At 45.0% G+C, this 12,960-nt stretch carries 24 protein-coding genes; all 24 read right to left on the minus strand.

The genetic code is table 11. The features are described from left to right. Positions 1-18: 18 nt before the first annotated feature. The 24 genes from secY to AC1DLI_RS29545 all read right to left on the minus strand — a co-directional run bounded on the left by secY (position 19) and on the right by AC1DLI_RS29545 (position 12,915). A complete protein-coding gene (gene secY / locus AC1DLI_RS29430; RefSeq protein ID WP_477608520.1) occupies positions 19-1,320 on the minus strand; it encodes a preprotein translocase subunit SecY in 1,302 nt (433 codons plus the stop codon). Beyond that, positions 1,321-1,761 (minus strand): 50S ribosomal protein L15, encoded by a 441-nt coding sequence (gene rplO, locus AC1DLI_RS29435; RefSeq protein WP_053373914.1) that lies wholly within the window; start codon positions 1,759-1,761, stop codon positions 1,321-1,323. It lies immediately after the preceding gene. Positions 1,762-1,805: 44 nt separating this feature from the next. Beyond that, a complete protein-coding gene (gene rpmD, locus AC1DLI_RS29440) occupies positions 1,806-1,985 on the minus strand; it encodes a 50S ribosomal protein L30 (protein WP_056635953.1) in 180 nt (59 codons plus the stop codon). Positions 1,986-1,998: 13 nt separating this feature from the next. Beyond that, a complete protein-coding gene (gene rpsE / locus AC1DLI_RS29445; protein WP_054025314.1) occupies positions 1,999-2,496 on the minus strand; it encodes a 30S ribosomal protein S5 in 498 nt (165 codons plus the stop codon). Positions 2,497-2,526: 30 nt separating this feature from the next. Next, positions 2,527-2,895, minus strand: a complete 369-nt coding sequence (gene rplR, locus AC1DLI_RS29450) for a 50S ribosomal protein L18 (RefSeq protein ID WP_138756279.1) — start codon at positions 2,893-2,895, stop codon at positions 2,527-2,529. A gap of 60 nt (positions 2,896-2,955) precedes the next feature. Beyond that, positions 2,956-3,498: a 50S ribosomal protein L6 gene (gene rplF, locus AC1DLI_RS29455; protein ID WP_308998891.1), complete on the minus strand. Its 543-nt coding sequence runs from the start codon at positions 3,496-3,498 to the stop codon at positions 2,956-2,958. A gap of 31 nt (positions 3,499-3,529) precedes the next feature. Beyond that, positions 3,530-3,928: a 30S ribosomal protein S8 gene (gene rpsH / locus AC1DLI_RS29460; protein WP_053373909.1), complete on the minus strand. Its 399-nt coding sequence runs from the start codon at positions 3,926-3,928 to the stop codon at positions 3,530-3,532. Between the two features lie 30 nt (positions 3,929-3,958). Beyond that, a complete protein-coding gene (locus tag AC1DLI_RS29465) occupies positions 3,959-4,144 on the minus strand; it encodes a type Z 30S ribosomal protein S14 (RefSeq protein WP_056635963.1) in 186 nt (61 codons plus the stop codon). Positions 4,145-4,170: 26 nt separating this feature from the next. Then, complete coding sequence (rplE, locus tag AC1DLI_RS29470; RefSeq protein ID WP_053373908.1) at positions 4,171-4,713, minus strand: 50S ribosomal protein L5; 543 nt, start codon at positions 4,711-4,713, stop codon at positions 4,171-4,173. Between the two features lie 31 nt (positions 4,714-4,744). Then, the gene (gene rplX / locus AC1DLI_RS29475; protein WP_076271424.1) at positions 4,745-5,098 is read right to left on the minus strand and encodes a 50S ribosomal protein L24; all 354 of its coding nucleotides are present in this window, start codon (positions 5,096-5,098) and stop codon (positions 4,745-4,747) included. Positions 5,099-5,144: 46 nt separating this feature from the next. Next, positions 5,145-5,513 (minus strand): 50S ribosomal protein L14, encoded by a 369-nt coding sequence (gene rplN, locus AC1DLI_RS29480; protein WP_054025318.1) that lies wholly within the window; start codon positions 5,511-5,513, stop codon positions 5,145-5,147. A 47-nt stretch (positions 5,514-5,560) separates the two neighbouring features. Beyond that, positions 5,561-5,824: a 30S ribosomal protein S17 gene (gene rpsQ / locus AC1DLI_RS29485; protein ID WP_110773989.1), complete on the minus strand. Its 264-nt coding sequence runs from the start codon at positions 5,822-5,824 to the stop codon at positions 5,561-5,563. Positions 5,825-5,874: 50 nt separating this feature from the next. Continuing rightward, complete coding sequence (rpmC, locus tag AC1DLI_RS29490) at positions 5,875-6,075, minus strand: 50S ribosomal protein L29 (RefSeq protein ID WP_053373905.1); 201 nt, start codon at positions 6,073-6,075, stop codon at positions 5,875-5,877. Further along, positions 6,065-6,499 (minus strand): 50S ribosomal protein L16, encoded by a 435-nt coding sequence (rplP, locus tag AC1DLI_RS29495; protein ID WP_028609647.1) that lies wholly within the window; start codon positions 6,497-6,499, stop codon positions 6,065-6,067. The genes rpmC and rplP overlap by 11 nt, the downstream gene beginning before the upstream one ends. A gap of 2 nt (positions 6,500-6,501) precedes the next feature. After that, the gene (rpsC, locus tag AC1DLI_RS29500) at positions 6,502-7,164 is read right to left on the minus strand and encodes a 30S ribosomal protein S3 (protein ID WP_419875509.1); all 663 of its coding nucleotides are present in this window, start codon (positions 7,162-7,164) and stop codon (positions 6,502-6,504) included. A 13-nt stretch (positions 7,165-7,177) separates the two neighbouring features. Beyond that, positions 7,178-7,513 (minus strand): 50S ribosomal protein L22, encoded by a 336-nt coding sequence (gene rplV / locus AC1DLI_RS29505; RefSeq protein WP_028609649.1) that lies wholly within the window; start codon positions 7,511-7,513, stop codon positions 7,178-7,180. A gap of 43 nt (positions 7,514-7,556) precedes the next feature. After that, positions 7,557-7,838: a 30S ribosomal protein S19 gene (rpsS, locus tag AC1DLI_RS29510; protein ID WP_183571400.1), complete on the minus strand. Its 282-nt coding sequence runs from the start codon at positions 7,836-7,838 to the stop codon at positions 7,557-7,559. Positions 7,839-7,905: 67 nt separating this feature from the next. Continuing rightward, positions 7,906-8,736: a 50S ribosomal protein L2 gene (gene rplB, locus AC1DLI_RS29515; protein WP_477608525.1), complete on the minus strand. Its 831-nt coding sequence runs from the start codon at positions 8,734-8,736 to the stop codon at positions 7,906-7,908. 17 nt (positions 8,737-8,753) lie between these two features. Continuing rightward, complete coding sequence (gene rplW, locus AC1DLI_RS29520) at positions 8,754-9,047, minus strand: 50S ribosomal protein L23 (protein WP_053373900.1); 294 nt, start codon at positions 9,045-9,047, stop codon at positions 8,754-8,756. Beyond that, positions 9,047-9,670 (minus strand): 50S ribosomal protein L4, encoded by a 624-nt coding sequence (gene rplD / locus AC1DLI_RS29525; RefSeq protein ID WP_053373899.1) that lies wholly within the window; start codon positions 9,668-9,670, stop codon positions 9,047-9,049. Before rplD ends, rplW begins: the two co-directional genes overlap by 1 nt. A gap of 28 nt (positions 9,671-9,698) precedes the next feature. Continuing rightward, positions 9,699-10,322, minus strand: a complete 624-nt coding sequence (rplC, locus tag AC1DLI_RS29530) for a 50S ribosomal protein L3 (protein WP_138756286.1) — start codon at positions 10,320-10,322, stop codon at positions 9,699-9,701. A gap of 41 nt (positions 10,323-10,363) precedes the next feature. Continuing rightward, entirely contained in the window at positions 10,364-10,672 is a 309-nt protein-coding gene (gene rpsJ, locus AC1DLI_RS29535; protein ID WP_017692074.1) for a 30S ribosomal protein S10, read from the minus strand. 546 nt (positions 10,673-11,218) lie between these two features. After that, complete coding sequence (locus AC1DLI_RS29540; RefSeq protein ID WP_477608528.1) at positions 11,219-12,013, minus strand: ABC transporter ATP-binding protein; 795 nt, start codon at positions 12,011-12,013, stop codon at positions 11,219-11,221. Next, positions 12,013-12,915, minus strand: a complete 903-nt coding sequence (locus AC1DLI_RS29545; RefSeq protein ID WP_477608572.1) for an ABC transporter permease — start codon at positions 12,913-12,915, stop codon at positions 12,013-12,015. The genes AC1DLI_RS29540 and AC1DLI_RS29545 overlap by 1 nt, the downstream gene beginning before the upstream one ends. Positions 12,916-12,960: the final 45 nt, after the last annotated feature.

Raw genomic sequence — 12,960 nt, forward strand, 5'->3', positions numbered from 1 at the left:
CCCGGTCAGAACCTATTGTTATTTATTGATAAACCCTTTGTAATGGCGTTTGATCAACTGGCTCTCGATTTGCTTCATCGTATCCAGTGCAACACCGATAACGATTAAGAGCGAGGTGCCGCCTAGCTGCACTGAGCGCGGTAATCCTGCAAGTGTTCCGAAGAACACTGGAAGTACAGAGATGACAGCCAGGAAGATCGCACCTGTCAAAGTAATACGCGACATAACGCGTGTTAGGTATGACGAGGTAGGCTTACCTGGGCGAATGCCAGGAATATAGCCGCCGTTCTTCTTCATCTGATCAGCCATTTGAACCGGATTAATTTGCACGAATGTATAGAAGAAGGTAAACCCGATAATTAACAATACGTACAATACCATACCAAGCGGTCTGTCATAGTTCATATTGTCGATAATCCAGGTTGCCCAGGCCTGAGTAGACCAGAACTGCGCAATCGTAATCGGGAACATGACAAGCGATACCGCGAAAATGACCGGAATAACGCCTGCGCCGTTCACTTTCATCGGAATGTGAGTCGATTGTCCGCCGTACATTTTCCGTCCAACCACGCGTTTAGCGTATTGAACCGGAATTTTACGAATACCTTGTTGTACGAATATAACACCGACGATGATTGCGATGATCGCAATCAGGATCAGCACCATTTTGATAATGTTCAAGAACAGTTGATCTTGGGCACCTACGAACTGATCTTCGACGATCGTACGAATGTGTCCAGGAATACCAGCTGCAATTGCTGCAAAGATGAGAATGGAAATACCATTTCCAATCCCTTTTTCCGTAATTTGCTCACCGAGCCACATCAAGAATGCAGTACCTGCAGTCAAGATGATCGCGATAATTAAATAGTCAACGAATGTCGCGCCAACAACCATTTCATAACCGTACTGACGGTTAAAGCCGATTGCTGTAGCGAAACCTTGGACTAATCCAAGAACAACCGTTCCATAACGAGTGATTTGTGCGAGCTTACGTTTACCGTTCTCGCCTTCCTTAGCCCACTCCGCAAACTTAGGAATAACATCCATAGACAACAGCTGAACGATAATCGACGCTGTAATGTATGGCGTAATACCAATTGCGAAAATGGAGAATTGGAACAAAGCACCGCCGGAAAACGTGTTAAGCAAGCCGAACAGATCCGCACCGGCTGCATCAACCTGCTTAAACACATCTTTGTTTACACCGGGTACTGGAATAAAGGACCCGATGCGGTATATAAAAAGAATGAAAAGGGTGAAGAGGATCCTTGTACGAAGATCCGCCACTTTCCAGATATTGGACACGGTCTTGAACAATTAGATCACCTCGGTTTTACCGCCGGCAGCCTGGATTTTCTCTACCGCAGATTGAGAGAACTTGTTTGCTTTTACAGTAAGTGTAACGCTAACTTCACCATTGCCCAAAATTTTAATTCCTGCGAGCGGGTTCTTTACGATACCAGTCTCGATGAGAACTTCTGGAGTGACTTCAGTTCCTGCTGCAAACGCGTTAAGTTCTTCAATGTTGACGATTGCGTACTCTTTGCGGAAGGGGTTATTGAAACCGCGCTTCGGCACTCGACGATACAAAGGGTTTTGTCCGCCCTCGAAACCAGGACGAACGCCGCCGCCGGAACGAGCGTTTTGACCTTTGTGACCTTTACCGGCCGTTTTACCGTTACCGGAACCGATACCGCGACCTTTGCGCTTTGGCGCTTGGGTTGAGCCCGGTGCTGGTGCTAGCTCATGCAATTTCATCGTTCGTGCACCTCCTTATTTATTTCTTAGAACAAAATCTATTCTTATACTTCTTCTACTTTTACCAAGTGACTAACAGTGTTAACCATGCCACGGATAGCTGGGCTATCGTTCAAAACAACTGCCTGACGAATCTTTTTTAGACCGAAAGATTCAACCGTTGCACGTTGTTTCTCGTTGCGACCGATTAAACTGCGAACGAGGGTGATTTGCAATTTTGCCATCTTATTTCCCTCCTTAGCGTAACAGCTCTTCGACTGTTTTTCCACGAAGCTTTGCAACTTCTTCCACGCGTTTAAGACGGGAAAGACCTTCAAGCGTTGCGTTAACCATGTTCATGGAGTTCGAAGAACCTAGCGATTTCGTCAAGATGTCGCCGACACCAGCAAGTTCGAGAACTGCACGAACCGGGCCGCCGGCGATAACGCCAGTACCTTCAGAAGCTGGCTTCAGAAGAACTTCACCTGCTCCGAAATGTCCGAGAACAAGGTGAGGGATAGTCGTGCCAACGATTGGAACATGGATCAGGTTTTTCTTAGCATCTTCGATACCTTTGCGGATTGCATCAGGTACTTCGCCTGCTTTACCGATCCCTGCGCCAACGTAGCCTTTACCGTCGCCGACTACTACAAGTGCACTAAAGCTGAAACGGCGTCCGCCTTTTACAACTTTAGATACGCGATTGATATTAACAACTTTTTCAGTCAGTTCTAACGTATTTGGATCTACACGCAAGTCGTTTAACCTCCTTATAAATAAAGTCGATTAGAATTCTAGGCCAGCTTCACGAGCTGCTGTAGCAAGTGCCTGAATTCTGCCGTGATACAAGTAACCGCCGCGATCAAATACTACTTGGGTTACACCCTTAGCTTGAGCGCGTTTCGCAATCAATTCTCCGACTTTGCTAGCTGCATCGATGTTGCCACCGTTACCAACTGCTTCAGTCAATTCTTTATCCTGTGTGGATGCAGAAACGATTGTTACGCCTGAAACATCGTCGATTAATTGAGCATACATATGCTTGGAGGAACGGAATACAGATAGACGCGGACGTGCAGCTGTACCGTTAATTTTTTTACGAACACGAAGGTGTCTTTTTAGACGAGCCTTGTTTTTGTCGCCTTTCGTAATCATACAAAGTTCACTCCTTTCTTTCAGCCTTAAGACGCTATCTTAAGCAAACGGACTGTTTGCTTATTTTTTCTTACCAGCTTTACCTTCTTTACGGATGATGCGTTCGCCTTCGTACTTAATACCTTTACCTTTATACGGTTCTGGTTCACGTACGGAACGAATTTTTGCTGCAGTTGCACCAACGAGCTCTTTATCAATACCGCGAACAGTGATTTTCGTGTTGGCTGGTACTTCGAACTCGATTCCATTATCTGGAGCAATCTCGACTGGGTGAGAGTAACCTACATTAAGTACGATTTTATCCCCAGCTTTATTTGCACGGTAACCAACGCCTACTAGCTCCAAGTTTTTGGAGAAGCCATCAGTAACTCCGCTCACCATGTTAGCGATGATGCTGCGAGTTGTTCCGTGCAACGAGCGATGCAATTTATTATCGGAAGGACGTTCTACTAGGATTTCTGTTTCCGTTACATTCACTTTCATATCTTTGTGAATTTCACGGGAAAGCGATCCTTTAGGTCCTTTTACAGTAATTACTGTGTTGTCCAAGTTGATTGTTACGCCGTTAGGCACTTGGATTGGTTTGCGACCAATACGGGACATTGTTACACCTCCTATCTTTGTGACTTGTTACTTACCAAACGTAGCAAACTACTTCGCCGCCAGATTTAACTTGACGAGCTTCTTTATCAGTCATAATCCCTTTGGAAGTGGAAATAATTGCAATTCCAAGTCCACCGAGTACACGAGGGATTTCAGTTGATTGTGTATAAACGCGAAGGCCTGGTTTCGAAATACGTTTCAAGCCAGTAATTACGCGCTCTTGGTTAGGGCCGTATTTCAAGAAAATACGGATAATCCCTTGTTTGTTGTCTTCGATATATTCAGCGTCGCGGATAAAACCCTCGCGCTTCAAAATCTCAGCGATTTGCTTCTTCATTTTCGAAGCGGGCATTTCCACGGTCTCGTGACGAACAACATTCGCATTACGAATGCGCGTCAACATATCTGCAACCGGATCAGACATAACCATTGTGTTAACCTCCTTCCCAAACTAGGCTGATTACCAGCTTGCTTTTTTAACGCCAGGAATCTGGCCCTTATGTGCTAACTCACGGAAACAAATCCGGCAAATTTTAAACTTTTGCAAAACAGAATGCGGACGGCCGCAACGCTCACAGCGCGTATATGCACGCACTTTAAATTTCGGGGCGCGTTGTTGCTTCACTTTCATCGAAGTTTTTGCCACTGGGTATTACACCTCCTAAAAGTGGATTACTTCGTGAACGGCATGCCCATTTGGGTCAGCAATTCACGAGATTCTTCGTCCGTTTTTGCCGTCGTGACGATGACGATGTCCATACCGCGCACTTTATCGACTTTATCGTACTCGATCTCTGGGAATATCAATTGCTCTTTCAAGCCAAGCGTATAGTTACCACGGCCGTCGAAAGCTTTGTTCGATACACCGCGGAAGTCACGTACACGCGGTAGAGAAATGTTGAACAGTTTATCTAGGAAATGATACATACGCTCGCCGCGCAATGTAACTTTAACCCCGATTGGCATGTTCTCACGAAGCTTGAAGCCTGCAATAGACTTCTTCGCACGAGTAACGACTGGTTTTTGACCGGAAATGATACGTAGTTCTTCAACTGCTACATCAAGGATTTTCGAATTGGAAACCGCTTCGCCTACCCCCATGTTGATAACTACCTTCTCAATTTTCGGCACTTGCATAACAGACGTATAGTTGAACTTCTGCATAAGAGCAGGAGTTATTTCGTTTAAGAAACGACCTTTCAATCTTGCTGCCATTGATCATGGACCTCCTTTCCTACCGTAACGATTAGTCGATTACTTCTCCGGAACGTTTCGCGATCCGAACTTTCTTGCCGTTGTCGAGCACTTTGTATCCGATACGTGTTACTTTACCGCTTTTCGGATCGATATGCATAACGTTAGAAACGTGAATTGGCGCTTCTTGTTCGATAATACCGCCCTGTGGATTAGCTTGCGATGGACGAGTATGTTTCTTAACAGTGTTAACACCTTCTACGAGTACGCGGTTTTCACGCGGATACGCAGCGATAACGCGGCCCTTCTTACCTTTGTCTTTACCGGTAATTACGATAACCGTGTCGTCTTTTTTCACGTGCAATTTATTGTTATGGGATTCGAGTACTTTTTTCAGCCTTGGCATGAGTTACACCTCCTGCACGCTTGTGCTTTCAAGCTTATATTGGTTCTTAGATTACTTCTGGTGCTAGCGATACGATTTTCATGAAATCTTTATCGCGAAGTTCACGGGCAACTGGTCCAAAGATACGAGTACCGCGTGGGCTTTTATCTTCTTTAACAATTACAGCTGCGTTTTCGTCAAACGCGATGTACGAACCGTCTTTACGACGAACCGAACGTTTTGTACGAACGATAACCGCTTTAACAACGTCACCCTTTTTGACAACGCCGCCAGGTGTTGCTTGTTTTACTGAGCAAACGATCAAATCGCCGATGTGACCAACGCGACGTCCTGTTCCACCGAGTACACGGATACACATCAATTGTTTTGCGCCGGAGTTGTCAGCAACCGCTAAGCGCGAAAATGGTTGAATCATTTCAACGTCCTCCTTTCGGAAAAATGCTCAGGCACTGCATACGCTCATTAGATAATAACAGCAACTTCAACAACTTCTACAAGTCTGAAGCGTTTGTCTTTCGATAGCGGACGAGTCTCCATGATTTTCACGATGTCGCCAATTTTTGCTTGGCCGTTCTCATCATGCGCCTTAAATTTTTTCGTAACTTTAATGCGTTTATGGTACAAATCGTGTTTTTTGTATGTTTCGATAGCAACCACGATTGTTTTGTCCATCTTGTCGCTTACCACTTTGCCAATTAGAACTTTACGGGCATTGCGTTCGCTCATGTTCTTCCTCCTTCCTTCAGCCGTGTTTATGCATTCATGTAAGGGATAAACTAGCTGCTAATTCCGAGTTCTCTTTCACGCAAAATCGTTTTAGCACGAGCGATTCCTTTACGCACATCACGGATCCGAGTCGGGTTATCCAATTGGCCAGTAGCCAGTTGGAAACGAAGATTGAAAAGCTCTTCTTTAAAACCAGCGACCTGTTGTTCAAGCTCAGCAGAGGTTAGGTTTCTAAATTCACTAGCTTTCATTTGCTTCACCACCCACTTCTTCACGCTTCACGAATTTAGTCTTGATTGGCAATTTATGAGCCGCAAGACGCATCGCTTCACGAGCGGTTTCTTCGGATACACCAGCAAGTTCAAACAGGATTTTACCTGGTTTAACTACGGCTACCCATTTCTCAACGTTACCTTTACCACTACCCATACGCACTTCTAGAGGCTTTTGAGTAATTGGTTTTGCAGGGAAAATTTTGATCCAAACTTTACCGCCACGTTTGATGTAGCGAGTCATTGCAATACGAGCCGCTTCGATCTGACGGTTAGTGATCCATGATGGTTCTAGAGCTTGAAGACCAAATTCGCCGAATGCTACTGTAGTGCCGCCTTTAGCGCGACCCTTCATATGACCGCGTTGTTGTTTGCGGTGTTTGACACGTTTAGGTACCAACATGATTAGTTGCCTCCTTCCTGGGGAGCTTTCTTCTTAGTCGGAAGGACTTCGCCGCGATAGATCCATACTTTTACGCCGATACGGCCGTATGTTGTAGCCGCTTCAGCCGTGCCGTAATCAATATCAGCGCGTATTGTATGAAGTGGTACTGTTCCTTCGCTGTAGCCTTCCGAACGTGCGATTTCCGCGCCACCGAGACGACCGCTAACTGCGGTTTTGATCCCTTTAGCACCCGAACGCATGGAGCGTTGAATTGCTTGCTTCAATGCGCGACGGAAAGATACACGACGCTCAAGTTGTTGTGCGATGCTTTCAGCTACAAGAATAGCGTCAAGATCTGCATGTTTGATTTCAGAGATGTTAATGTGTACTTTTTTGCCTTTAGTGATTTTACCAAGCTCAGTACGAAGGTTTTCTACTTCGGAACCGCCTTTACCAATAACCATACCTGGTTTTGCGGTTTGGATCGTTACGTTCACGCGGTTAGCTGCACGTTCGATCTCGATGTGAGAAACTGCTGCGTCTTTCAGCTTGTTTTTCAAGTATTCACGGATTTTAACGTCTTCCATAAGAAGATCGCCGAAATCTTTGCCCGCGAACCATTTGGACTCCCAATCACGGATAACTCCGACCCGGAAGCCTACTGGATTTACCTTTTGACCCACACGTAATCCCTCCTTATTTTTCAGATACCACCAAGGTAATGTGGCTGGTTCTTTTATTGATCCGGCTTGCGCGACCCATCGCACGAGGACGGAAACGTTTCATCGTTGGCCCTTGGTTAACGAAGGCCTGCGAGATAAACAATTTGTTTACGTCAAGCTGATAGTTATGCTCAGCGTTAGCAATTGCAGAGTTCAGCAGCTTCTCCAAAATTGGGGATGCAGACTTAGGCGTGTGACGCAAAATCGCGATTGCTTCGCCAACTTGTTTGCCGCGAATCAAATCCGCAACAAGCTGTGCTTTACGGGGAGCAATACGGATAAATTTAGCGTGCGCTTTAGCTTCTGGCATGTAGGAACCTCCTCTCGTTCAGTTAGAGATGTTTAAGGGCAAATTAACGTCTGCCCGTTTTTTTGTCTTCACCAGCATGGCCTTTATACGTACGAGTTGGTGCAAATTCACCAAGCTTGTGTCCAACCATATCTTCCGTTACATATACCGGTACGTGCTTGCGTCCGTCATACACTGCAAACGTGTGACCAATGAATTGCGGGAAAATGGTCGAGCGGCGGGACCAGGTTTTGATAACGACTTTTTTCTCACTTTCGTTCAATACCTCGACTTTTTTAAGCAGGTAACCGTCAATAAACGGCCCTTTCTTTAAACTGCGACCCATTTGTGTTCCTCCCTTCACCTAAGCGGTAGCGATACTTTCGTATCACGCGGTTTTTATCAAGCTGCTATTATTTCGTGCGACGACGAATAATGTATTGGCTCGATGCTTTTTTCTTCTTACGCGTTTTGTAACCAAGAGTTGGTTTACCCCAAGGCGACATTGGCGATTTGCGTCCGATTGGAGCACGGCCTTCACCACCACCGTGTGGGTGATCGTTAGGGTTCATGACAACACCACGTACTTGTGGACGATTTCCGAGCCAACGGTTACGGCCGGCTTTACCGATTTTCACGAGTTCGTGATCTTCGTTACCAACAGAACCAATTGTTGCACGGCAAGTGTTCAAGATACGGCGAACTTCACCTGAAGACAAACGAATGGAAACGTAGTTATCTTCTTTACCAAGAAGTTGAGCACTAGTTCCAGCTGCACGAACAAGTTGTCCGCCTTTGCCTGGTTTCAATTCGATGTTGTGGATAACTGTACCGACTGGGATATTAACAAGCGGCAAAGCATTACCCGGTTTAATATCGGAACCAACACCAGAAGTGATTTGGTCTCCAACTTTCAAGCCTTTTGGTGCGATGATATATGCTTTCTCACCATCTGCGTAATGGATCAAAGCAATGTTGGATGAACGGTTCGGATCGTATTCGATCGATGCTACGTTACCAACGATACCATCTTTAGTACGTTTGAAGTCAATAATACGGTATTTACGTTTGTGTCCGCCGCCATGGTGACGAACCGTAATTTTACCTTGGTTGTTACGTCCAGCTTTTTTGAAAAGCGGAGCAAGCAACGATTTCTCCGGTGTACTTGTCGTGATCTCTTCGAAAGTCGAGACGGACATGTTACGACGAGCTGGAGATGTCGGTTTGTACTTTTTAATAGGCACTTCGATTCCCTCCTTTTCTAAACAGACGTTTCAAAGAATTCAAGTTCTTTGCTGTCAGCGCTCAGTTGAACGATCGCTTTTTTCCAATCCGGTCTGTATCCGCTATGTTTACCATAACGTTTTGGTTTACCCGCAACACGCATTGTGTTAACGCCGGTTACTTTTACTTTAAAGATTTGCTCAATTGCAAGTTTGATTTCAGTTTTGTTTGAACGAAGATCTACTTCAAACACATACTTTTTATCAACCATGTAATCGCTCGTACGTTCCGTGATAACCGGGCGCTTGATAATATCGCGTGGATTTTTCATTACGCAAGCACCTCCTGTACTTTCTCTACTGCTTCTTTAGTGATGATAAGGTTGTCATGCACCAATACATCCAGAACATTAATGCCGTCAGCTGCAACGAATTTAACACCTGGGATGTTACGAGCAGACAATGCTACGTTATCTTCATAATTAGCCGTTACTACAAGAGCTTTGCGGCCAACTTTAAGGTTGCTAAGAATTGCTGCGAATTCTTTCGTCTTAGGAGCTGCAAATGTCAGCTGATCCAAAACGATAATTTCGTTTGCGATCACTTTCGAAGACAATGCTGATTTAATCGCTAGACGACGAACTTTCTTAGGAAGCTTGAATCCGTATGAGCGTGGAGTCGGTCCGAATACAACACCGCCGCCAACCCATTGCGGGGAGCGAATGCTACCTTGACGAGCACGGCCAGTACCTTTTTGTTTCCAAGGTTTACGACCGCCGCCGCGTACTTCGGAGCGTCCTTTAGTTTTGTGATTACCGAAGCGTTCAGATGCTTGTTGATTAACAACAGCACTGTGCAAAACATGAACATTTGGTTGAATACCGAAAACCGTTTCAGCCAGTTCTAGTTCGCCCACTTGCGCGCCGCTCACGTTATATACTGTTACTTTAGGCATATCCTGTTCCTCCTTTCTTTAAGAGCAATTAGTTCTTAACTGTTTGTTTAACTTTTACGAATCCGTTTTTCGGGCCCGGAATCGAACCTTTTATTAGAAGAACGTTACGCTCTACATCTACACGGATAACTTCAAGTTTTTGGATCGTGATTGTTTCGTGACCCATATGTCCTGGAAGGCGTTTGCCTTTCGGTACACGGTTCGCTTGGATGGAACCCATCGAACCTGGTCCACGGTGGTAACGGGAACCGTGAGACATAGGACCCGTGCTTTGTCCCCAACGTTTGATAACGCCGGCAAAGCCTTTACCTTTTGAAATACCTGTTACGTCAACGAATTCGCCCTCTGTGAATAGGTCAGCTTTCACTTCTTGGCCAACTTCATAATCACCCAGGTTAATTCCGCGAATTTCACGAACGTAGCGCTTAGGTGTTGCGTTAGCTTTTTTAGCGTGACCAGCTTCTGGCTTGTTCGATCTGCTTTCTTTCTTGTCAGAGAAACCGAACTGAACAGCTTCGTAGCCATCGTTCTCTTGGTCTTTCTTCTGAAGTACTACGCAAGGTCCAGCTTCGATAACTGTTACTGGAACAACGTTACCTTCAGCAGTGAACACTTGAGTCATACCAAGTTTTTTTCCTAAGATACCTTTCATGTTGACACCTCATTTCCTTTCTATGATCGCATATGCTGATATTACAGTTTGATTTCGATATCTACACCGGATGGTAAATCCAAGCGCATCAACGCATCAACCGTTTGCGGCGTTGGGTTTACAATGTCGATCAAACGCTTATGAGTGCGTTGTTCGAATTGCTCCCTGGAATCCTTGTACTTGTGTACCGCACGTAGAATGGTGATGATTTGCTTTTCCGTTGGCAACGGAATCGGCCCGGATACGCCTGCACCGGAACGTTTTGCAGTTTCAACGATTTTCTCTGCGGATTGATCAAGAATTCTGTGATCGTATGCTTTCAAGCGGATACGAATCTTTTGCTTTGCCATATAAGTCCCTCCTTCTTTCGCCCAATTTATTATCGGACATACTCCGTAAGAAAACCCTGCACATGCCCCATGGCAAAGGGGCCGGGTGTGTCGGCAACCTCTCACATCATCGCAACGTCAGACCAACAGTCAATATTATACCGAATCTAATAGGCAATTGCAACATAAAATTTAAGAACATAATAAACTCGTTAATTCTGGTTGTTACACACTATAAATTGAAATCTAAAGCAATTATTTATCACCGCAACACTTTCAGTTACAGATAAGCTCATCAATACCAGCAGACAAAGCTTTGGAACGTTTATTATAGAAGAAACTCATCTAAATCAATTTGAATTCTATAACTAAACCACATACGGCCCATTATGTCCCTTATTACAATGTTTTAGAACATAGCATTTTATAACAACGGACTTAATGGGCCCTTACTGATTATATACAGCTTCAGGCCGAAATGACACCGCCAAATAACGCCAACATACAAAACGCAACGACCACAGGTCGTTGCGTTAATTGATACATAGCAAATCGAACGAGATCGAATCAGCCTAATACAATGCGGTCATCTGCAAGCTTCTTCCCGCTGATTAGTTCGAATTCGCCAAGCAACTGCTCAACAGTAAGATCTTTTTTGCGATCTTCAGGCACATCAAGAATAATACGCCCTTTATCCATCATAATGAGACGGTTGCCAAGACGAATGGCCTGTTCCATATTGTGAGTGACCATCAGTGTTGTCAATTTCATTTCACGGACCAGGCTTTCCGTCAAACTCGTAATGAGCTCTGCCCTTGAAGGGTCAAGCGCTGCAGTATGTTCATCCAACAAAAGAATCTGCGGTCTTGTAAAAGTAGCCATAAGAAGGCTCAGAGCTTGTCTCTCACCGCCTGATAACATGCCTACTTTTGCACCCAGCCGATTTTCTAAGCCGATACCGAGGCGCTGAAGCTCTTGCTTGAATATCGTACGTCTAGCCCGAGTCACGCCAAATGAGAATCCACGTGATTTACCGCGGGCATAAGCAATAGCCAAATTCTCTTCAATCGACATGCGCGGCGCAGTGCCTGCCATTGGATCTTGGAATACGCGTCCAATCCAGCGGCTGCGTTGGTATTCGGTAAGCTGGCTAATATTTTGACCATCGATCCGAACTTCTCCGGCATCTGGTTTCATCACGCCTGATATGATATTCATTAATGTTGACTTACCAGCGCCGTTGCTTCCAATCACCGTAATAAAATCTCCTGGCTTCATGGTAAGGTTAGCGCCAACTAGCGCCGTTTTTTCATCTACCGTTCCGGGGTTAAACAGCTTGGACACTTTTGCGATCTCCAACATTAGCGCCCACCTCCCGGTTGTGCTTTATCTAATGCAGCAAGCATTTCTGCCGTTCGTTTCCGTGCGATATTTTTTTGCTTCCACACTCTGCGGGCTGAAGGAACAACCAATGCGAAAATAATAATAATAGCCGTAATCAGCTTCATATCCGATGCTTCTAACCACTCTATACGAAGTGCGAACGCATAAATAATCCGATAAATAATAGATCCAAGCACGACTGCTAATGTCGCTCTGAATATTGTTTTCGCTCCGAAGATCGCTTCGCCGATAATTACCGATGCAAGACCGATCACAATCATACCGATGCCCATGCTGTTATCAGCATACTTTTGGTATTGCGCTACCAATGCCCCAGAAGTCGCAACAAGCGCATTAGATAAAGCAATGCCAAAAATCGTCGTAATATCGGTATTAGCGCCAAAGCTGCGAATCATGCGTGAGTTATCACCGGTTGCCCGTAGACTCAAGCCAATATCGGTACGGAAAAATAAATCGAGCACAAGCTTTACAATCACAACAAACACAATCATAACCGCAAGCGTCGGTACGTTTTCAAAAAGATTGTCATGGCCTCTTAATGATAAATTCGGCTTACCCATAATCCTTAGATTAATGGAGTACAATGCAATCATCATAATAATACCGGATAAAAGTCCGTTAACTTTACCTTTTGTATGCAGCAGACCCGTACATGTACCTGCTATTGCACCACCAATAAAAGCACATAAAACTGCAAGCCACGGTTCTGTTCCATTAACGGTCATCACCGTACCGATAGCTGCACCTGTTGTAAAACTTCCATCCACCGTTAAATCCGGAAAATCAAGTATTCGAAATGTTATATATACTCCAAGAGCCATAAGCGCATACAACAATCCGCTCTCCACAGCTCCTTGCATTGATGCGAACAAATGACATCCCTCCTTTTCATAACAAGGGGGTGA

The sequence above is a fragment of the Paenibacillus sp. 01T443 genome (assembly GCF_056398325.1).

Coding starts and splice junctions, on each gene's coding strand:
- rplO (WP_053373914.1), bottom strand. CDS start 1,761: ATGAAATTGCATGAGCTAGCACCAGCACCGGGCTCAACCCAAGCGCCA.
- rpmD (WP_056635953.1), bottom strand. CDS start 1,985: ATGGCAAAATTGCAAATCACCCTCGTTCGCAGTTTAATCGGTCGCAAC.
- rplR (WP_138756279.1), bottom strand. CDS start 2,895: ATGATTACGAAAGGCGACAAAAACAAGGCTCGTCTAAAAAGACACCTT.
- rplF (WP_308998891.1), bottom strand. CDS start 3,498: ATGTCCCGTATTGGTCGCAAACCAATCCAAGTGCCTAACGGCGTAACA.
- rpsH (WP_053373909.1), bottom strand. CDS start 3,928: ATGGTTATGTCTGATCCGGTTGCAGATATGTTGACGCGCATTCGTAAT.
- rplE (WP_053373908.1), bottom strand. CDS start 4,713: ATGGCAGCAAGATTGAAAGGTCGTTTCTTAAACGAAATAACTCCTGCT.
- rplX (WP_076271424.1), bottom strand. CDS start 5,098: ATGCCAAGGCTGAAAAAAGTACTCGAATCCCATAACAATAAATTGCAC.
- rplN (WP_054025318.1), bottom strand. CDS start 5,513: ATGATTCAACCATTTTCGCGCTTAGCGGTTGCTGACAACTCCGGCGCA.
- rpsQ (WP_110773989.1), bottom strand. CDS start 5,824: ATGAGCGAACGCAATGCCCGTAAAGTTCTAATTGGCAAAGTGGTAAGC.
- rpmC (WP_053373905.1), bottom strand. CDS start 6,075: ATGAAAGCTAGTGAATTTAGAAACCTAACCTCTGCTGAGCTTGAACAA.
- rplP (WP_028609647.1), bottom strand. CDS start 6,499: ATGTTGGTACCTAAACGTGTCAAACACCGCAAACAACAACGCGGTCAT.
- rplV (WP_028609649.1), bottom strand. CDS start 7,513: ATGCCAGAAGCTAAAGCGCACGCTAAATTTATCCGTATTGCTCCCCGT.
- rpsS (WP_183571400.1), bottom strand. CDS start 7,838: ATGGGTCGCAGTTTAAAGAAAGGGCCGTTTATTGACGGTTACCTGCTT.
- rplW (WP_053373900.1), bottom strand. CDS start 9,047: ATGAAAAATCCACGCGATATTATCAAGCGCCCGGTTATCACGGAACGT.
- rplD (WP_053373899.1), bottom strand. CDS start 9,670: ATGCCTAAAGTAACAGTATATAACGTGAGCGGCGCGCAAGTGGGCGAA.
- rplC (WP_138756286.1), bottom strand. CDS start 10,322: ATGAAAGGTATCTTAGGAAAAAAACTTGGTATGACTCAAGTGTTCACT.
- rpsJ (WP_017692074.1), bottom strand. CDS start 10,672: ATGGCAAAGCAAAAGATTCGTATCCGCTTGAAAGCATACGATCACAGA.
- AC1DLI_RS29540 (WP_477608528.1), bottom strand. CDS start 12,013: ATGTTGGAGATCGCAAAAGTGTCCAAGCTGTTTAACCCCGGAACGGTA.
- AC1DLI_RS29545 (WP_477608572.1), bottom strand. CDS start 12,915: ATGCAAGGAGCTGTGGAGAGCGGATTGTTGTATGCGCTTATGGCTCTT.